The organism is Campylobacter sp. US25a (assembly GCF_004379075.1).
In the GTDB taxonomy this organism is placed as follows: domain Bacteria; phylum Campylobacterota; class Campylobacteria; order Campylobacterales; family Campylobacteraceae; genus Campylobacter_D; species Campylobacter_D jejuni.
In genome coordinates this window covers 25,645-45,209 of record NZ_RYYM01000012.1, presented here as the reverse complement: position 1 = coordinate 45,209, position 19,565 = coordinate 25,645, and the positions used below count along the sequence as shown (strand labels likewise).

General features: G+C 30.7%; 14 protein-coding genes and 3 pseudogenes. 6 read left to right on the top strand and 11 right to left on the bottom strand.

Going from position 1 to position 19,565, the window contains the following annotated elements; all coding sequences use genetic code 11:
* Positions 1-258 (top strand): annotated as a pseudogene (locus tag ELQ12_RS08315) (autotransporter outer membrane beta-barrel domain-containing protein); the annotation flags it as partial.
* A gap of 620 nt (positions 259-878) precedes the next feature.
* Here ELQ12_RS08315 and ELQ12_RS08310 read toward each other — a convergent pair.
* The 6 genes from ELQ12_RS08310 to nspC form a co-directional block, all read right to left on the bottom strand.
* A complete protein-coding gene (locus ELQ12_RS08310) occupies positions 879-1,811 on the bottom strand; it encodes a formate dehydrogenase subunit gamma (protein WP_002862161.1) in 933 nt (310 codons plus the stop codon).
* Positions 1,808-2,449: a formate dehydrogenase FDH3 subunit beta gene (fdh3B, locus tag ELQ12_RS08305; RefSeq protein ID WP_002851264.1), complete on the bottom strand. Its 642-nt coding sequence runs from the start codon at positions 2,447-2,449 to the stop codon at positions 1,808-1,810. Before fdh3B ends, ELQ12_RS08310 begins: the two co-directional genes overlap by 4 nt.
* Positions 2,446-5,250: a formate dehydrogenase subunit alpha gene (locus tag ELQ12_RS08300; RefSeq protein ID WP_079264263.1), complete on the bottom strand. Its 2,805-nt coding sequence runs from the start codon at positions 5,248-5,250 to the stop codon at positions 2,446-2,448. Before ELQ12_RS08300 ends, fdh3B begins: the two co-directional genes overlap by 4 nt.
* A complete protein-coding gene (locus ELQ12_RS08290) occupies positions 5,250-5,441 on the bottom strand; it encodes a twin-arginine translocation signal domain-containing protein (RefSeq protein ID WP_002851537.1) in 192 nt (63 codons plus the stop codon). Before ELQ12_RS08290 ends, ELQ12_RS08300 begins: the two co-directional genes overlap by 1 nt.
* The gene (locus ELQ12_RS08285) at positions 5,416-6,129 is read right to left on the bottom strand and encodes a molecular chaperone TorD family protein (RefSeq protein ID WP_072223684.1); all 714 of its coding nucleotides are present in this window, start codon (positions 6,127-6,129) and stop codon (positions 5,416-5,418) included. Before ELQ12_RS08285 ends, ELQ12_RS08290 begins: the two co-directional genes overlap by 26 nt.
* 303 nt (positions 6,130-6,432) lie before the next feature.
* Positions 6,433-7,581 (bottom strand): carboxynorspermidine decarboxylase, encoded by a 1,149-nt coding sequence (gene nspC / locus ELQ12_RS08280; RefSeq protein WP_134264699.1) that lies wholly within the window; start codon positions 7,579-7,581, stop codon positions 6,433-6,435.
* 123 nt (positions 7,582-7,704) lie between these two features.
* On the opposite strand from nspC, the gene cueO reads away from it, so the two are divergent.
* From cueO to ELQ12_RS08260, 4 genes are read left to right on the top strand one after another with little or no spacing between them, the layout of a single operon-like run.
* Positions 7,705-9,246 (top strand): multicopper oxidase CueO, encoded by a 1,542-nt coding sequence (gene cueO, locus ELQ12_RS08275; RefSeq protein ID WP_134264698.1) that lies wholly within the window; start codon positions 7,705-7,707, stop codon positions 9,244-9,246.
* Position 9,247: 1 nt separating this feature from the next.
* Positions 9,248-9,469, top strand: a complete 222-nt coding sequence (locus ELQ12_RS08270; RefSeq protein WP_002932392.1) for a MoaD/ThiS family protein — start codon at positions 9,248-9,250, stop codon at positions 9,467-9,469.
* Positions 9,470-9,916, top strand: coding sequence for a molybdenum cofactor biosynthesis protein MoaE (locus tag ELQ12_RS08265; RefSeq protein WP_070252610.1), 447 nt, complete (start codon positions 9,470-9,472; stop codon positions 9,914-9,916).
* A 3-nt stretch (positions 9,917-9,919) separates the two neighbouring features.
* A complete protein-coding gene (locus ELQ12_RS08260; protein WP_126251922.1) occupies positions 9,920-11,110 on the top strand; it encodes a molybdopterin molybdotransferase MoeA in 1,191 nt (396 codons plus the stop codon).
* A 294-nt stretch (positions 11,111-11,404) separates the two neighbouring features.
* On the opposite strand, the gene ELQ12_RS08255 is transcribed toward ELQ12_RS08260, so the two are convergent.
* The 3 genes and pseudogenes from ELQ12_RS08255 to cas9 all read right to left on the bottom strand — a co-directional run bounded on the left by ELQ12_RS08255 (position 11,405) and on the right by cas9 (position 14,713).
* The gene (locus tag ELQ12_RS08255) at positions 11,405-11,581 is read right to left on the bottom strand and encodes a hypothetical protein (protein WP_002871119.1); all 177 of its coding nucleotides are present in this window, start codon (positions 11,579-11,581) and stop codon (positions 11,405-11,407) included.
* 7 nt (positions 11,582-11,588) lie between these two features.
* Positions 11,589-11,863, bottom strand: a pseudogene (locus tag ELQ12_RS08250) (type II CRISPR-associated endonuclease Cas1); the annotation flags it as partial.
* Positions 11,860-14,713 (bottom strand): annotated as a pseudogene (gene cas9, locus ELQ12_RS08245) (type II CRISPR RNA-guided endonuclease Cas9). The pseudogenes cas9 and ELQ12_RS08250, both read right to left, overlap by 4 nt.
* A gap of 206 nt (positions 14,714-14,919) precedes the next feature.
* Between cas9 and dcuC the strand changes: the two are divergent.
* Positions 14,920-16,401: a C4-dicarboxylate transporter DcuC gene (gene dcuC / locus ELQ12_RS08240; RefSeq protein WP_052950183.1), complete on the top strand. Its 1,482-nt coding sequence runs from the start codon at positions 14,920-14,922 to the stop codon at positions 16,399-16,401.
* A 698-nt stretch (positions 16,402-17,099) separates the two neighbouring features.
* Here dcuC and ELQ12_RS08235 read toward each other — a convergent pair.
* The gene (locus tag ELQ12_RS08235; protein WP_070261117.1) at positions 17,100-18,317 is read right to left on the bottom strand and encodes a hypothetical protein; all 1,218 of its coding nucleotides are present in this window, start codon (positions 18,315-18,317) and stop codon (positions 17,100-17,102) included.
* Between the two features lie 211 nt (positions 18,318-18,528).
* Positions 18,529-19,518, bottom strand: coding sequence for a phosphoribosylformylglycinamidine cyclo-ligase (gene purM, locus ELQ12_RS08225; protein ID WP_002871123.1), 990 nt, complete (start codon positions 19,516-19,518; stop codon positions 18,529-18,531).
* Positions 19,519-19,565: the final 47 nt, after the last annotated feature.

Genomic DNA, 19,565 nt, shown 5'->3' with positions numbered 1-19,565 from the left:
AAAATAGAACAATTTGTTATCAATAGGGGTGATGATTACACAGCTAATTTAGCTATAAATAATGCTTTCTTTACTAGCGTAGAAGCCAACAACAAGAAAAAAACATATGGACAAATTATCGTAGGGGGTAATGTAGATTTTACAAATCAACTCAGTATGAATCTTGGCTTTGGTGCTAAACAAATACTAGCAGGTAAAGTAGATAATAAAAATGAAACTTACTTAAGTGGTCAAGTAGGACTTAAGTATAAATTTTAATCTTAAACTTTTTGAGAATTCTTTACAACGAAATTCTTGTTAAAACACAAGAATTTCAAAGTTTTAACCTATATAGTACGGCAATCTCTGCCGTGCATAGGATTAAAAGAGATATAACAAACACGCTTTTTTACTACGCAGTGTAGATTAAAATGTAAATGTTTTTAAGAAATTAAATTAGAAATAAATTTATTTTAAAATATTTTTAATCACTTTTACTTTGACTAAATTTAAAAACATCTTAAAAATTAATAATATTCCTTAATAAAAAAAGATAAAAAATGCTAAAGTTTAAAAAACCTAGTGTTTATGGAGATTAGAATGATTAAAGAACAATATTTATAATTGCTTTAATTGTTCTTATTCTTATAGCTAATTTAATCAAACAATAAAATATGTTAAAACCTTACTTAGTCAATCTTTAAACACAAATTCTTACTAGGCTTTGGAGAGAGTTTAGCCTAGATCAAATCTCACCCCAAAATAAAAATCTAATTTAATTAAACTTATTTTATTAATGAAAAAAAGCTCTTAATATAAAATATCGAATTTAAGTATAAGAATTTTATAAATATTTAAATTTAAAAATCTCTCTTAAACTAAGAGAGATTAATAAAAAATTAAATTTTTACATTAGGATCATAAGAAAAACTAGGTTCAATTTGTTTTTTATTGCTTAATTCTTTATACCAATAAGAATGTAAAATATAAACCTCTTCTTCCTCTTTATAACCACTAATCATAGAATGGATACTGCCTTTGATTGCAAATACTGCCATATAAATATGCACACCAAAAAATACTGCACACACTATACCCAAGAAATTATGCACTATAGCTGAAATTCTTAAAAGTTCAATTTGAGTTAAACCAAAAAGACCTTGAATTGCCGTGGAATTAAAATCAAGAAAATACATAAATCCGCCTGTAATTATCATCAAAAATCCACCAAAAACAGCAATATAATACCAAGATTTTTGACCAAAATTAAACTTACCTGCAGGTACAGGACGTTTTACTTTGCTTAAATAACCACCTACTATCATCATCCATCTGATATCATAACTTGCAGGAAGCATTCTTTTAATCCACCATAAAAACATAGGGATTATAGAGATGATAAATAAAACCGTTGCAAAAGCATGTAAATTTTTACAAACCCTTACAAAAAGTCCGCCTCCAAAAGTCGCCCCAAACATCATCACAAAACCAGTTGGCACTAAAATCACCCAAGAAATTGCCGCGATAAAATGAAAAAGTCTTTCAAATAATGTAAAAGCATAAATTTTCTTTCCATCGTGTGAAAATTGCTTAGGTCCTATAACCATATAATGCAAAGCAAATGCAGATAATACCGCAATAACAGCGATTAAAGCTATAGTAGCTATATATTCACCTTGCAAAGTTGTCCAAAGTTTGCCAAAAGTATCATAATTTGGGATATTTGTAATACGATGAAAATCCCAAATTTGAGTATCTTGTCCCATTCTCTCGCTACCATAAGCAAATAAATTCACTACGCTTAATAAAAGCGTTACAAATACTTTTCTCATAAGCGTTCCTTTCCTGTGTAAGCAATCTTCCATTCCAAACTTTCCGAAGGATTTGGAATGCCATAATTTCTATTCATCAATCTATTGTGATAAATCTCTTCTATTTTAGAACTTTCACCTACTAAAAGTGCTTTTGTCGAACACATCGCAGCACATACAGGAACTTTTCCTTCTGCGATACGATTTTGACCATAGAGTTCTCTTTCTTTTTCTGAATTCGTTGCTTCAGGGCCACCTGCACACATAGTACATTTATCCATAATGCCTTTATTTCCAAAAACACTATCTTTTGGAAATTGTGGTGCACCAAAAGGACAAGCATAAAGACAATATCCACAACCTATGCAAATTTCTTTATCATGCAAAACGATACCATCAGCACGGATGTAAAAACAATCCACAGGACAAACGATAGAACAAGGAGCATCATCACAATGCATACAAGAAATAGAAGTTGAAACTTCTTTTCCTTGAATTCCTTCATTTAAAGTAATCACACGGCGGCGGCGAATATGAATAGGAAGCTCATGTGCTTCATCACAAGCTACCGCACAACCATTACAATCAATACAACGCTCATTATCACAAAAGAATTTCAAGCGTTCTTTTTCTAAATTTGCAAAATTTACCTTACTCATTTTCCATCCTTACTGATTCTACAAAGCCCACCTTTAGTCTCTGGAATCTGACACATAATATCATAACCATAATTTGTTACCGTATTAGCACTTTCTCCGCTTGCATAAGGCTTAGTTCCTTCTGGGAAATTGTGCGTTAAATCCACGCCTTGCATAACTCCTGTAAAATGGAAAGGCAAGAAAATCATATCTTTTGCTACACCTGGATTAACCTTCACTCTTACATGAATTTTAGTGCCTTCTGGAGAATGCACCCAAATCATATCTCCTGCTTTAATGTCTTGCTCTTTTGCTAATTCAGGATTGATCTCACAAAACATTTCAGGTGTTAAACGCGTTAGATACATAGATGCTCTATTTTCCATACCTGCACCATTTAAATTCACAAGTCTTGCGGTAACAAGATTAAGCGGGAATTCTTTAGAATAATCCTTAGCTTGTTGCACAGACACAAATTTAGTATCCACGCGGTAAAGCGCTTTTTGATCTTCAAAACTTGGATATTTTTGCACCAAATCATTTCTTGGAGAATGTAAAGGCTCACGGTGGAGTGGAATTTTATCTTTAAAAGTCCAAACTACAGCTCTAGCTTTAGCATTTCCATAAGGAACTATGCCTTTTTCTATACATTTAGTTGCTATGATATTGCTATCATCATAAGACCAAGTTGATCCCATTTTTTCTTTTTCTTGGGCACTTAAAGTAATGCCTAAAACTTTTTCTATATTATCTTTAGTAATTTGTGGATAACCTGTATCAATAGGTGAATTTAAAGGTGCATTTTTAGCAAGTAAACTCTCTCCTTCATACTCGAGTCCAAAATTATTTCTAAAGCCCATACCACCTTTTGCTACTTCAATGTCGGTATTATAAAGTACAGGAGAACCTGGGTGCTTATCACTCCAACAAGGCCAAGGAAGCCCGTAATACTCGCCAGCAACTTCGTCTTTTCCTTCTAAAGTTACCTCATCAAATTTATCCCAGTATAAAGTATGCTTTTTAAGCCTTTCAGGACTCCAACCATTAAGTCCTATACTTCTAACTGCTTTTGCAATTTCTCTTGTTGCATTTTCAGGCCAAACAATCTCACCTTTTTCATCGCGTAAAGTCTTAGTAAAGTCTTCATAAAAGCCTAATTTTTTAGCAAGCTCAAATAAAATTTCTTGATCTTCCATGCTTTCATAAAGTGGATCTACAACTTTAAATCTCCATTGTCCGCTACGATTTGTAGCTGTTACACTTCCGCTTGTTTCAAACTGTGTTGCTGCAGGTAAAAGATAAATTCCATCTTTTCTTTCTGCGATAATCCCTGCTTCATTTACAAAAGGATCGGCTAAAACTAAAAGCTCTAAAGCTTCCAAACCTTCTTTAACCTTAGCTTGTTGTGCAGTCGAAGTGATACCATTTCCCATAACTACTAAAGCTTTTAAAGGCGTTCCTGCGTTATCGATAGCATCATTTCCATCTTTTCCATTTAAAGCCGCTGCCCACCATCTAGCAAGTGAAAGTCCAGTTTTATGCATCCAATCTTTACTTACAAAATTTCCTAAAAGCCACTCATAATCCACACCCCAAATTTTGGCATAGTATCTCCAAGTCGCTTCATTTAAAGGATAATAACCTGGTAAATTTTCGCTCAAACAAGCCATATCTGAAGCACCTTGAACATTATCGTGTCCGCGTAAGATATTAACTCCACCACCAAATTTACCTATATTTCCAAGTACCATTTGCACAATAGGTGCTAAACGTGTATTTGAAGTTCCTACAGTGTGTTGAGTTAAACCCATAGCCCAAATAAGCGTAGTTGGTTTGTTTTTAGCTACTTCGTGAGTGATTTGCACCAAAAGTTCTTTAGAGATCCCTGTAACATTTTCCACCTCTTCAGCTGTCCATTTTGCTGCTTCTTCACGAATTTTATCAATTCCAAAAACTCTTTCATCAAGATATTTTGTATCTTCTAAGCCTTCATCAAAGATGATTTTTAACATTCCATACATGAAAGCAATGTCAGTTCCTGGACGAATTCTTGCGTAAATATCCGCTTTTGCCGCACTTTTTGTAAATCTAGGATCTACAACGATAAGCTTTGCACCTTTTTCTTTTGCTTTTAAGAAATGTCTAAAACCCACAGGATGATTTACCGCTGGATTTGCCCCAATGATAATGATACATTTACTTCTTTGAATGTCTCCAAGATGGTTTGTCATAGCGCCATAACCAAATGTATTCGCCACACCGGCGACTGTTGCGCTGTGTCAAATTCTAGCTTGATGATCTACATTGTTCGTTCCAAAAAACGCTGCAAATTTTCTTATATAATAAGCTTGTTCATTATTAAGTTTTGCAGAACCTAAAAACATAACACTTTCAGGATTTTCTTTACGATAAGCAGCTAGTTTTTCTCCGATCTCACTTAAAGCTTGCTCATAACTTATGCGTTTCCATTCTCCATTTTCTTTTTTCATAGGATATTTTAAACGCACATGTGAACGCACCATATCGATCATATCAGATCCCTTGCAGCAATGTCCACCTGAACTCACAGGATGATCTTGAGCAATTTCTTGACGCACCCAAACACCATTTTGCACTTCTGCAATAATCCCACAGCCTACAGAACAGGCTGTACAAACTGTTTTTACTTTTTTACTACCTTCATAAGCTTCTTTAAGCTCATCAGCACTCGCTTCTCTTAAAGTTTCACTTCTAGCAAGCAACGGTGTTGCTAGGCTTGAAAGTGCTGCCATTTTAAGAAAAGAACGACGCGTAAGCTTGATATTTTCACCTACACTTGACATTACTCAGCCTTTATATAATAATTTTCCCAATTAGCACTTCTTTGAAAAAGCACTTCTTTTTTCTTACTTTTACCTTTAACCAAATCTTTTCTTTCTTCATCTTTAGCTAGAGCTAAAGTTGTGCTACCAAGCACTCCAGCAGCCCCTAAGGCAAAAGCAGATTTTTTAAGAAATTCCCTGCGATTTTTCACGAGTCCTCCTTTGTTTATTTGCTTCTCTTCTTAAAAATTCTGAACGCGATAGATCGTTTTGCACTTTTTTAGAATTTATTTTTGCAGGTTTTTCCACTTCAAAGCAAAGTCTTTCAAATTCCGTAAAAACCGATGCAATACTTGCAATTTCCTTATATAAATTCGCATTTTTATTCATGAAAACATCGCCTAAAAACTCATCAATGCTTTTATTGATCACTTTTTCAAAAAGCTCTTTGGCTAAATCATCTTCATTTTGCCTTAAAAATTCACTCATCAACAATAAACAAAATCCAACACTATCTTCACTTTCTTTAAAAAATTTTTCATTGCGTCTTATTTTACTTTTGACTAAAATTTGACGCACACAAAGTAAAGGATTTGAATTTTCAAAACCTTCTTCTATGTAAGAAAAAGTCGTTGGAATGCTGTTTTTAAGACTTAAAAAAAGCAAATCGTATTCTTTAAAAAATGCTTGTATAGAATTTTCATCATCTAAATGCTTAAGCAAGATATCAAAATTTGATTTTAAATTTTCATCAAATAAACATTCTTGCATTGTCTTTAAATACTCTTGTAATTTTGACAATCTTTCTTCAGAAAATGAAAAAACAAAAAGCTCTCCTAGACATTGATAATAAAGACTTCTAGCTAATCTTAATTTTTCCAAATCCATTAAAGCCCCCATGCATTCAAAATTTTCAAAAATAGCTTTAAATTTTGCTTGAATGAATATTATGCAAAATATACCTAATATTCATTTTAAAGCCGATTTTTAAATCGATTTATCTTAATACTATTTAATTTAAAAATCACTGAATTTCAATAAAATTCCACAAGGATTTAAAATATTAAAAAATCATACCAAAGTATTGAAAATTAGATATTTAAGTTGATTTTATATTTGAAAAAATAAAATACTTTGCATAAAATTTATATCTTTGATTCTCTTCCGAGTAAAATTAACATTTTATGCAAATTATAAATAATACTAATTTCTTAAAGAATAATCCTTATAAGAAAATTCTCTTATCATTTGAAGTTCATTTTTTGCATTTAAAAGCATGAGATTTGGAAGTCTTATACCATTAAAAGTTGTGTTTTTCACAATGGTGTAATGAATTTGATCTAAAAAAACAATTTTATCGCCGATTTTAAGCTTTTTATCAAAGGCGTATTCTCCCATTACATCACCCGCTAAACAAGTATTTCCAGTAAGCAAATAGGCAAATTCGTTTTCTTTTAAGTCTGAAATTTTTTCATTTTCTCTTGTGGCTAAAATTCTAGCATTTAAAACTTCACTTGTATAAGGCATGATGATAGTATCTGGCATATGTGCTTCGCTTGAAGTATCTAAAATAGCAATTTGCTTTTCATTTTCTATGATATCTACTACACTAGCCACCAAATTTCCTGTTTGCCAACCCACCGCTTCACCTGGTTCAAGATAAACTTGTACACCATATTTATCACTGAAATTTTTACACAAAGCAATAAGTTTTTCAACATCATAGCCTTTTTTAGTGATGTGATGTCCTCCTCCAAAATTCACCCATTTCATTTGCCCTATCCATTTACCAAATTTCTCTTCAAAGACCTTTAAAACAGCTTCTAAAGCGTCAGCACTTTCTTCACAAAGTGCGTGAAAATGAAGTCCTTCTATAGCATTTAAATCCACATTTTCAAAATCTTTAGCACGAATTCCAAGTCTTGAGTATCTTCCACAAGGATTGTAAAGTTCTTTTGGGGCTAGAGAAAATTCAACATTACAACGAAGGCCTAAGGAAATTTTTTGTGTTTGAGCTTGAAATTTATGAAATTGGGCTAAAGAGTTAAACACTATATGATGAGATAAACTGGCTATTTCACCTATTTCATCTTCTTTAAAAGCAGGTGAATAAGTATGAATTTCTTTATCCATGTATTCTTTAGCAAATTTTGCTTCCCAAAGTCCGCTACAAGTACAACCTTTTAGGTATTCTCCAACAATTTTCATCGCTCCTGAAAAAGCAAAACCTTTTAAAGCTAAAAGCACTTTAGCACCACTTTTTTCACCAACACTTGCTAAAAGCTCACAATTTTTTCTTAATTTATCTTCTTCTAAAATATAAGCTGGAGTTTGAATTTTTTCATAAAACATTATTTTTCCTTGATTAAATTGCTAAAATCATAACAAAATTAAACCAAATTTTCAAAATAAATATTTACTAAAGTTAAAAAAATAATGACTATAATACAAAAAATCAAGCAAAAGGAAAAACTAATGAATAGAAGAAATTTTTTAAAATTTAATGCACTTACTCTAGCAAGTATGGGTGTAGCCTATGCAAATCCTATGCACGATATGCACTCCATGCATAAAAATCATTCTATAAATCATGACTTAGATACTTCTTTTATAAACTTTGCTCCAAAAAATTTAAAGCTTTTAGATCCAAAACAATTCCCCCAAGGAGAAATTTTAAAAGCCTTGCCTTTACTCAAAAATGAAAGTAAAGAAAAAAATATTTTTCGTGCTACCCTAGAAATCAAAGAAAATCATATGGAGCTTATCAAAGGTAAAAAAACCTTATTTTATACTTACAATGGCCTCGTGCCTGCTCCAAAAATAGAAGTTTTTGAAGGAGATAAACTTGAAATTTTAGTCAAAAACAAACTCAAAGAAGCTACAACTATACATTGGCATGGCGTTCCTGTGCCACCTGATCAAGATGGAAGCCCACATGATCCTATCTTAGCAGGAGAAGAAAGAATATATCGTTTTGAAATTCCTCAAGATAGCGCAGGAACTTACTGGTATCATCCACACCCTCATTATACCACTTCTAAACAAGTTTTTATGGGTTTAGCAGGGGCTTTTGTGATCAAAGCAAAAAAAGATGCTTTAAGTCATTTAAAAGAAAAAGATTTGATGATTAGCGATTTGCGTCTTGATGAAAACGCTCAAATTCCAAACAATAACCTAAATGATTGGCTAAATGGTAGAGAAGGAGAATTTGTACTCATCAATGGACAATTTAAACCTAAAATCAAACTCGCCACAAACGAACGCATACGCATTTATAATGCTACTGCAGCAAGATATTTAAATTTACGCATACAAGGAGCTAAGTTTATACTTGTTGGTACTGATGGTGGACTTATAGAAAAAGCTATTTATAAAGAAGAACTTTTCTTAAGTCCTGCTTCTCGCATAGAAGTTTTAATCGACGCTCCAAAAGATGGGAATTTTAAGCTAGAAAGTGCTTATTATGATAGGGATAAAATGATGGTAAAAGAAGAACCTAATACCCTATTTCTAGCCAATATTAACCTAAAAAAAGAAAATGTAGAACTTCCAAAAAATTTAAAAATTTTCAAACCTTCAGAAGAACCTAAGGAATTTAAAGAAATAATCATGAGTGAAGATCATATGCAAATGCATGGTATGATGGGAAAAAGTGAAAGCGAATTAAAAATCGCTCTTGCGTCTATGTTTTTAATCAATGGCAAAAGCTATGATTTAAAACGCATTGATTTAAGCTCCAAGCTTGGAGTAGTTGAAGACTGGATAGTGATAAACAAATCTCACATGGATCATCCTTTCCACATACACGGCACGCAATTTGAACTCATCTCATCAAAACTCAATGGAAAAGTTCAAAAAGCCGAATTTAGAGCCTTAAGAGATACTATAAATGTGCGTCCTAATGAAGAGTTAAGACTTAGAATGAAACAAGATTTTAAAGGACTTAGAATGTATCATTGCCATATTTTAGAACATGAAGATTTAGGAATGATGGGAAATTTAGAAGTAAAGGAATAAAATGGTAAAAGTGGAATTTTTAGGCCCCATAAATAAAGACAATTTAGAGTTTGAGGTAAAAAATTTAAAAGAATTAAAAGAAATTTTGCAAAAAGATGAGAGTTTAAAAGAATGGCTAGAACTTTGTGCCGTATCTTTAAACGATGAAATCATTTTTGATGAAAACACTAAGTTAAAAGATGGTGATAAAATAGCACTTTTACCGCCAGTTTGTGGGGGTTAAATGGAACATTTTACACTTTATCGAGGTTCTTTAGATATTCCTAAAATTTATAGCCAATGGTATGAATTTGCCAAGGATAAAAACTGCGGTGCTTTGCTGACTTTTTGTGGTATTGTGCGTGAAGAAGGAGGCATTGAGGCACTTAGTTTTGATATTTATGAACCGCTTTTAAAAAAATGGTTTAATGAGTGGCAAAAAAGAGTAGATTTTGATGGTATTAGCTTGCTTTTTGCTCACTCTATAGGCGATGTGGCGGTTCATGAAAGCTCTTATTTTGCAGGAATTTTAAGCAAACAAAGAAAATTAGGACTTAAACTTCTTAATGAATTTGTTGAAGATTTTAAAGCAAGTGCACCCATTTGGAAGTATGATGTGATAAACAAAGAAAGAATTTATGCCAAAGAAAGATCAACCAAACTTTGCGGTGCAGGACTTTTAAAAGGATAAAAAATGCTAATGTCTTATGAAGAAAGTTTAAAAATTTTACACTCTCATATTAAAACTTATGAAAAGATTGAAAAAATAGCTCTTACAGAGTGTTTAGGACGCATTTTAGCTCAAGACATAAAAGCCCTTAAAAATCAGCCTGAATTTCCAACTTCGGCTATGGATGGTTATGCGATCAAATTTGAAGATCAAGATAAGCCTTTAAAAATTTTAGGCCTCACACCTGCGGGCACTATGCCACAATTTAGCGTGCAAAATGTCACTTGTGTAAAAACCTTTACAGGCTCACTCATGAGCGAAGGAAGCGATACTTTAGTCCCTGTTGAAAATGTACGCGTAGAAAATGATACTCTTTTTATAGAAAAAAAAGTTCCTCAAGCTTTTGCCGTGCGTGCGGTAGGAGAAAACTATAAAAAAGATGAAATTTTACTCAAAAAAGGCACAAGGTTAAATTATAGCGAGATAGCTCTTTTGGCTGAACTTGGATTTTTTCACATTAGTGTGTTTATAAAGCCTATTGTAGGGGTTTTAAGTAGTGGAAGTGAGATCAAAGATCTAGGAGAAGCCTTAGAAAATCCCGCTCAAATCCGCTCTTCAAATCATATCGCCATAGCTAATTTAGCTAAAAATTTAAATTGCGATACAAGGGTTTTTCCTCTTTTAAAAGATGATGAAAAGGCTACTTTTTCGACCCTTGAAAGCGCTTTGCAAAGTTGTGATATTTTGATTACAACAGGCGGGGTTTCTATGGGGGATTTTGACTTTTTAAAAAAAGCTGTAAAAGAATATGAAATCATCATCGATAAAGCCGACATAAAACCAGGCAGACATATCAAAATAGCTAAGGCTAATGAAAAATTCATTATCGCATTACCAGGTTTTCCTTACTCGGCTATGGTAATGTTTAATCTTTACGCAAGAGAGATTTTAAACTCTTGGTTACTTCAGCCTAAAGACTATATTTGCAAGGCCTTTTTACAAGGAAGCTACAAGAAAAAAACACCTTATTTGGAATTTGTCGCTTGCAATATAGAGTTTAAAAATGGACGCATTTTAGCCAATCTTGAAGGCAAGAAAGAAGGCTCTAGCGCGATTATAAACAATCTTAACAATAAAGCCGCCCTTATGGTGGTACCAAAAGAATGTGAAATTTTAGAAAATGAAAGTTTAGTGGATATTATCTTTATACCTTAAAATTATTTAAATAATTTTATTTCGATTTTAATCAACCCTAAATTTCAATAAGTTTCAAATTTGCAACCTCCTTTTAGTAGAGTAATTAGCCCTAGCGGAGTTTCAATCCACTAGGATTTTTTAGCCCCTTTTTAAATTTCTTTATGGTAAAATACACATTTACCAGATAATGAAAATTTCAAGGTTTTTTGATAAAAATAGCAAATATTATGCTATAATCTCATAAGAAATTTAAAAAGGGACTAAAATAAAGAGCTTGCAGGATTCTGCGAGGTTATAATCCTCTAAAACTGCTTAAAATTCAAATAAATTTTGCTGATGGTATTTTTCTTGTTTTTTATTTAGTTGTATTTCTTCATTATTTGAATTTTTGTATTTAAATTCTCCATGACTATCTATATCAAAAAGCGTTAAATTAGTTTCGTTATTAACTTTTTCGTTAAAAACTATGCCACCAAGCAAAAGCTCCATTTTATCAAATTGCTCTAATAATACAAGCCCTAATGATTACATAGCCATAATTTAAAGCAGAATTTTCAAAGCAAAGCTCATCTCTTGAAAAAGAAGCACCAAATAAAGTTTTAAAATACAACGCCGCCGCAACAGCTTCAATATTTTACCATCATTTAAGCTTGCTTTTTTAGCCAAATTTATAAGCTCATTCATTTGCTCTTTTGTGATTTTTGCACTTTGAGAATGCCCTAAAAAAGGAGTAAAAACACCATTTATACTATGAGTTTCATCGTAACTCATTTTTTAGAATCTTCTCTTTGTCTAAACTCAGTCTTTGTCACTTCTCCAAGCACTGAAACTATATATTTTCAAATACTTTTAGATTTCAATTCTTATGCTTTTTGCAATGACTTCTTTTTCATTTGCATTTTTAAACAATATTTTTTCATTTTTGCTTAGCGTTTCAAATTTATTATCGTGTTTTGAAACAGTTAGGCTAGCATTTGAGTTATCTAGCCTTTCATAATAAACAAGTTCTGGCTCTTGCATATCTTTAATTTAAATTAAAATCAAACTATCTTTGTACAAAGAAAAGCAAAATCCATGGTATAAATTGACACAGCATAAAATTTATTTGTCTTTTTGTGTTTAAAAATATCCACTCTAAACATATCGCCATTTTTAACTATTTTACCATTTACTTTACGGATTTTACCAAGTTCTAGGGCTTTTAAAACTCCTTCTTTTCGCCGTATGATTGATAGAATTTTTCTTCTTTTCTAAATGTTTCTTCATGTAAAGCTCCACTTGGCTTTTTTCTCTCAGGTTTTGAGATAAAAATTTTATCAATTTTATCTAAAAGCTTTTGCCTAAAACCACTAAAAGGCTCAAAAAATTCCTTTTATTTTTGCAATCTAATTCACTAATTTTTTGCATAAAGTTCTGCACTGTTGCTTTCTTGCTCTTTTTTAAAATCTGAAAAATCCTTTACGATAGAATTTATTTACATAAGCAATAATTGCTGTATTGATGGCGTGATGAAAATGATTGTTTCTATTCTTAGTGCTAAAGCCCCAAGTGTGCCTTAAAGCGGATGTTAGCATATCGCTTTTTTCTTCTACATGTACTTTTAAGCCTTTTTGTGTGTCGTTTAGCTTTGTATTTTCATCATCGCTTAAAGGTAAAAAATCTAAATAATCTTTAGTGTAGTTTAAAACAAGCCTTGCAATGTAGCGAGTATCGTTTAGATTTCTATCTTTAAAGTCTTTTTGTTCTTTGTCTTTGTAATTTTTATCTAAAATTCTTTTTTGCTTTTTAGTAGGTAGGTTTTTTGCTAAAACTTTAATTTTTGCCATTTTACTCTATCATTGCCAAAGGCTTCAAATGGGGTTTTATTAAGTTTTTCTTGATTTTACTTGGTAAAAACTAAAACTTTATTCATATAAGAATCATCAAAACTTCTAGAATAAGGGTAAATATGGTCAATTTCAAGCATTTTTTCATCTTGCAAATCACTAATTTTAATCTTTTCCCCACTATAAACACAAAATTCTTTTTGTTCTTTAAATAATCTTAATTTTAAAATATTTTTACTATTTATTTTTAAGCCTAGTTTTTCACATTCAAGTTCGGCGTCTTTTTTGGCCTTATAGTTTTCGTTTTGCTCTTTTTCTATTTTAGCTCTTTGGCTGTAATTTTTACCTACTTCTCTTGCTAATTCAATGTTTATTTTATGCACTTTACCGTATTTTTTAAGTAAGGTATTTAAACCTTTCTATATTCTTTAATCGCCCTTAAAACCACAGGATTAGTTACTTCATCTTTGTAATAAGTTTCATTAAATGCGGGCAAAAAGTCTTTTTTATCTTCATTAATTGCTATTTTTAAATTAAGCTCACTGCAAGCTTCATCGTATTTTTTACCTTCAAGTATTAAAAGAGTGATAAGTTTTAAGGCTTTAAAACTTATATTTAAATGGTTTTTAAATTCCAATTTGCTTAAGCTATCAATTTGATTTTGATTTAAATCATATTTTGCTAAAGCCTTTTTAAGCTTAATCTCATCTTTTATAAGGGTAATACTTTTGCTATTTCATTTAAATCATCTTGGCTTAAACTATGCTCACCTAGGGCTTTTACAAATTCTTTATATTTTTTAAACTCAATAAAATAAGTTCCTTTTTCTCCTTTAAATTCATAATCATCACTTAAAACTAAAAGCTTTTTTTGTTTGTTTATAAATTAGAGTGCCATTTTTTAAAACTTCATTTAAAAGCGCGTTTAAATCATCTTTTGTATATAAAATTCCTTCAGTATTTTTAAGATTGTTTAAAAGATTGATAATTCTTGTAAGTACTACAAACATAAAGGCTAAGGGCGAATTTTTTGGCGCTCTTTTTTCATCAGTAAAAAACTACAATTTTCCACCAAATGAGAAAAATCCTTTAAAGCCCTTTTATAAAATACTACACTAAGCACTTCTTCTTCAAATTTTTTTGAAAAAGAAAAGCCAAATTCTCTTTGTTTTTTAAAAATAAGTTTTAATTCATCTTTTAAAAAACTTTGCGCTATGCAGCGTTCATAACTTTCTTTTTTATTTCTAACATTTATAAATTCTTTGGAATTTTCTTTGAATTTTTGAAAATACTCTTTATAAAGATACTCACCCACACTTTGATAATTTACTAGTTTTTCTTCATTTTGCTTGATAGCTTTTAAAATCTCGCTCTTTTCTTCATCACCATTATTTTTAATATCATCATAGCCACGCCTTTTTGCAATATGTAAAATCACTCTTGCAAAATCTTGCTTACTTAAAAGCTCGTTTAAAGCTCTAAATCTTAACTCATAAGGGCTAATTAAAGAGCCTTTATAAGCCTTAGCTAAACTTTCATCAAAGCTTTGATAATCTTCGTAATTTAACTTAAATTCATTTGCGATTAAATGTTTTAAGTGATTTAGCCTTGCTTTGCATCTAGCAAGGCGTTTTCTAGCACTTCTTGCAAGGCGTCTTGAAGGCTAAGGATTCTCCTGTTTTAGGATTTTCAGCTTTTGTAAAAATCCTAGCTCCACAATCTTTTAATTCATCATTTTCACTAAATACCCAGCCAATAGAGCTTATTCCTATATCAAATGCCAAAATTCTTGCCACACTAGATCCTTTTTGATATTTATGATTTGTTTATAATTATAATATAAAAATCATTTTTTATGCAAACATAAAATTTTCAGTAACCAAACTATACATATTATTAATTTTATAATGCAAAAAATAAGTAAAATTTCAAATGAAAAATATTTATTAGTTAAATTTTAGCTAAAATAAAATAAAAGCTAATAATAACTTTAGGAGAAATCATGCCAATTTTTATGATATGTTCTACACTTTTAGCGGTAATTGTCGTTGCTTATTATATACTTAAAAAATACAATCCCATTTTTGTATTTTTCCTTTCAGGTATTATATTGCTTATTTTTGCTTTTTACATCACAGGAACACCTATACCAAAAGCCCCGAGCAGAGAACATGCAAGCTTTTTGAATGTTTTACTTGATAGCTATGCTTTTATCACAGCGACTTTTAAAAGCCAGCTTTCTGGAGTAGGGCTTATTATCATGAGTGTGGCAGGTTTTGCTGCTTATATGAAACATATCAATGCTTCGGCAAAACTTGCTTTTTTAGCAAATAAACCCTTAGGAAAAATCAAAAATAAATACTTGATTTTAAGTGGAACTTTTGTTGTTGGGATGGCTTTAAAAATTGTCATTTCTAGCTATGCTGGATTGCTTTTGCTTTTGTTAGCATGTATTTATCCTGTTTTAATCTCACTTAAAATCCGTCCTATTACAGCTGTATGCGTGCTTTCTTTAATTGCACTTGATTATGGTCCAAAAGATGGAAATTCAATCAATATGGCAGATATGGTAGGACAAAGTGATAATGTCGTAGGGCTTTTTTTAAATTACCAAATTTATAGTGTGATTGCCTATGTTGTAGTTATTGCCATCTTGATTCCTTTTTATTTTGCTTGGATTGATAAAAGAGATAAAGAAAAAGGTGTTTTAAATGATGAAGTTGAAATTCCGCAAATCATTGATCCTAAATGCCCTACTTTTTACATACTCTTTCCTTGGTTACCTGTTGTATTTTTATTTACAGCATATTTTTTTACTATCAAGCTCGATGTTGTGACAGCAAATTTTGTAAGCATTTCTTTAGTTTTTCTTGTTGAATTTGCAAGACACAGAAATGCTAGAAAATTAGGCGAAGATATGATGGTGATTTTAAAAGCTATGGCTGAAATTTTTATCTCAGTCGTAAGCATAATCATCGCCGCTGGAGTATTTGCTGAAGGCATTAAAGCACTTGGTGGAGTTAATATCCTTGCTAACGCGGTTTCAAATCTTGGAACAGGAAATTTTGCATGGTTTGGAATTCTTTTGAGTATAGCTATTTTAAGCTTTTTAGTTTATTTTGCCACAGTGATTATGGGAAGTGGAATTGCTGCTTTTAATGCTTTTGGAAAACTAGCTCCTGATATAGCTACAAAATTAGGCATTGCACCTATTACTCTAGTTTTACCTATAGAAATTGCATCTTGTTTAGGTCGTGCAGCTTCACCAATAGCAGGCGGAATCATAGCTTTAGCTGGATTTGCAAAAGTAGCTCCAATGGATATTATAAAACGAACCACTCCTCTTTTACTTATCGCTATGCTTGTAAATGTGCTTGTAGCCTTTTATCTAGCACAAACCAATCCTGTGCCAAAAGAACAAAACACTACAAAAATAGCAATATTTCTAGAAAATAAATCTATTAAATTCTTTTCTATTTTTTAAGTAAAAATTTTATAAATTTTTCTATATTCTTTTTGCTAAGCCGGCTTCACTATTAAATTATCAAATTTACTCCATAGCTTCCGCTAATAAATCCATAAACTACAAAATATCATAAAGATGCAAATTTCTTGTATCAATAACAACTAAATCCAACTTTTATAAATACTCACTAAAGAAGCAATGCTTTGTTATTATTTGAACTTTGCTCAATGCTATATTGAATAGGATTTGCATCAAAAATTTAAAAGTATAAATATTGAAGAAAGTTTTTTGCAAGTTCTATCCAAATCTTTTGTGAAAAAATCAAACCCTCTATATTCACTATTATTTGAAAAAGTATTAATATTTATAATTTTTTCATATTTAATATCAATTTAACTAAAAATTCATCACTTAATTTTATATCACGAGGCAAAAAGTCTTTAATTTAAGTAAAATCAATCTATTTAATTTCTTATCAAAATATTTAGTATCAACTGCTCTAACTAACTTTAAAGCAATTTCACTCATATGTTTTCTAGCTCTAAAAAATGAAAAAAGAGATGATCAAATTTTTAGAAGTTAAACTATAAAATGTGGATAAACTATATATTTTTTAATTTTTAAATATTATAATTACTTAACACCCCATAAAGAGCTTTAAGACATACGAATATATCCTAATAAACATCTACGTAAAATAGTATTTTTTCATCATTCTAACATATTTTTACATTTTTTTGTCCTTTAAGCATAAGCCAAACAATTAAAAATGAAACGAAATAAACAACTTGAAAAAGTAATTTATAATTATCTATGAGCATCTTTATAGGACTTTTTGTAAATATATAATAGTTATCAACCATCATAAAAATAAAGAAAATTAATATTATCAAAATTTTTATGCAAACATAAAATGCAAAAATAAGATAAAAAAGTTTTTCCTTTGTAATTTGAATCAAAATTTTAAAAAATAAAAAAGCAAAAATAATATGGCATAGACTTAATATTATGTTTAAACTTCCATATACAATTTCTGGTTGTTGATCTACCATAAAATCAGGAACAAAAAGAAGATAACTACCAAAAACACTTAAACCTTGCCATATGAAAAAATAAATAAAAAGTTTGTAATTTTTTATCTTTTTACAAAACAAAAACACACTAAGCAAAGCTAGGATTATGGCTGTGTAAAGTAAAGTTTTTTTTGTGTAGTAAAACCTAAGATCTTCAAAGCTAATAATTTCTAATATAAACGAAAATGTTAAAACGAGCAAGTTTAAAATTATAAATGAAGCCATTGTGATTTTAATCCATTTTAAATCAAAATCAAAAACCTTTTTTTGTGCTTTTGCTAATCTTTCTCCTAAATTTGAAAGTTCTTGCTCATCAAATTCTTTAAATTTGACCCACGCTAAAATCCAAAAAACCAAACTTGCTAGCAAAAACACCAAGCCTATGCCGATAATCAAAGTAATAAGCCCTAAAAAACAAGTATTAAAAGCATAAATAAAATACTTTTGCTTTGTTACTCTAGTGATTTCATAAGAAAAAGCTTTAAAAAAAGGAAAAATCAAAGCCAAAGTAATAACAAAAAGCACGCAAAAAATGCCTATGACCACATAATCTTGATTAAAATAAAAGTTAGCAAAAAAGCCATTTCTAGATTCCAAAATCACAAATAAAGAACTTATATTAATAAGAATACCAAAAAATCCAATCCCTACACTAATAAGGAAATTCTTAAACAAATTTTTAGCACCGCCATAGATTTTTAAATCATAAAGCACAATAAAAAATAAAATCCAACTCGCAAGAGCAAATAAAACTCCAAGATAAGGAATGATACCTAAAAACCCACAAATAATACTCGCTATTGCTTTTAAGCGAATTTCTTTTATCTTTTTTTGAAACAAAGCTTCATTTAAATTGTGCATTTTTACCCTTTATTTAATACATTCGAACAAAAATATTTCGTTTTATCATCTTTGGCAATTTTTATCAAAACCGCCCATTTCCACACATTAACTCTAAAAATTTTATCTTTCTTATTTACATAAGAAAGATAAAATTTTAGTTTGTCTTTATGGGCTTTTATGGGCAAAATTACATACATTTTAGCACATAAATAATCATAATAATTTGTTTTCACTCTAAAACAATACCTTCATTAATGCAAATTTCGCCGATAATAAAGGCATCTGAATTTTCTAAAACCCTACTTACATTAGAAGGATCTACAACCATTACTAAACCCACTCCCATATTAAAGCTTCTATACATTTCGCTTTCTTCTACAGCCTGTCCTATAATATAAAAAATTTCAGGAGTTTTAAGATGATGTTTGCGTATAGTTGCACCCATACCACGAGGTAAAACGCGTGGTAAATTTTCTACTAAACCACCCCCTGTAATATGAGCTAGAGCACTGATATAAGGCTTTAATGTAAGAAAATCACGCACATAAATCCTTGTAGGTTCTAACAAAATATCAATTAAATTTTTACCCTCTATCTTGTCATCAAATTTTAATTTTAAACTTTCAAAAAGTACTTTTCTAGCTAAAGAATAACCATTTGAATGAAGTCCTGAACTAGGAAGTGCCAATAAAATATCACCATTTTTAACAAATTTACTTCTATCGATCTCATCTTCTTCAGCCATACCCACAGCAAAACCCGCAAGATCAAAATCATCTTTTGCATACATTCCAGGCATTTCAGCAGTTTCTCCGCCAATTAATGCACAATTTGCCATCTTACATCCCTTGGCAATGCCTGATACAACAGCCTTTGCTACTTCTACTTCAAGCTTGGCTGTAGCATAATAATCTAGGAAAAACAAAGGCGTAGCAAAATTACAAATCAAATCATTCACACACATTGCTACTAAATCTTGCCCTATAGTATCATATTTTTTAGCATCAATTGCCAAGCGAAGCTTGGTACCAACCCCATCTGTTGCACCTAAAATCACAGGCTTTTTAAAACCACTTGGCATTCTAAAAGCACCAGCAAAAGAACCAATTCCACCTACAACATTATCATTAAAAGTTTCTTTAACCAAAGGTTTTATAGCCTCTACAAAGGCATTTCCATTATCTATACTTACGCCCGCATCTTCATATGAAATTTTCATTTATTTTCCTTTAAGAACTAAAAAGGTATTTTAACGAAAAAAGTTTT

Excerpts from the sequence above, each read along its gene's own strand:
- ELQ12_RS08310 (WP_002862161.1), bottom strand. The coding sequence starts at position 1,811 with ATGAGAAAAGTATTTGTAACGCTTTTATTAAGCGTAGTGAATTTATTT.
- fdh3B (WP_002851264.1), bottom strand. The coding sequence starts at position 2,449 with ATGAGTAAGGTAAATTTTGCAAATTTAGAAAAAGAACGCTTGAAATTC.
- ELQ12_RS08285 (WP_072223684.1), bottom strand. The coding sequence starts at position 6,129 with ATGGGGGCTTTAATGGATTTGGAAAAATTAAGATTAGCTAGAAGTCTT.
- nspC (WP_134264699.1), bottom strand. The coding sequence starts at position 7,581 with ATGTTTTATGAAAAAATTCAAACTCCAGCTTATATTTTAGAAGAAGAT.
- cueO (WP_134264698.1), top strand. The coding sequence starts at position 7,705 with ATGAATAGAAGAAATTTTTTAAAATTTAATGCACTTACTCTAGCAAGT.
- ELQ12_RS08270 (WP_002932392.1), top strand. The coding sequence starts at position 9,248 with ATGGTAAAAGTGGAATTTTTAGGCCCCATAAATAAAGACAATTTAGAG.
- ELQ12_RS08265 (WP_070252610.1), top strand. The coding sequence starts at position 9,470 with ATGGAACATTTTACACTTTATCGAGGTTCTTTAGATATTCCTAAAATT.
- ELQ12_RS08260 (WP_126251922.1), top strand. The coding sequence starts at position 9,920 with ATGCTAATGTCTTATGAAGAAAGTTTAAAAATTTTACACTCTCATATT.
- ELQ12_RS08255 (WP_002871119.1), bottom strand. The coding sequence starts at position 11,581 with ATGGAGCTTTTGCTTGGTGGCATAGTTTTTAACGAAAAAGTTAATAAC.
- dcuC (WP_052950183.1), top strand. The coding sequence starts at position 14,920 with ATGCCAATTTTTATGATATGTTCTACACTTTTAGCGGTAATTGTCGTT.
- ELQ12_RS08235 (WP_070261117.1), bottom strand. The coding sequence starts at position 18,317 with ATGCACAATTTAAATGAAGCTTTGTTTCAAAAAAAGATAAAAGAAATT.
- purM (WP_002871123.1), bottom strand. The coding sequence starts at position 19,518 with ATGAAAATTTCATATGAAGATGCGGGCGTAAGTATAGATAATGGAAAT.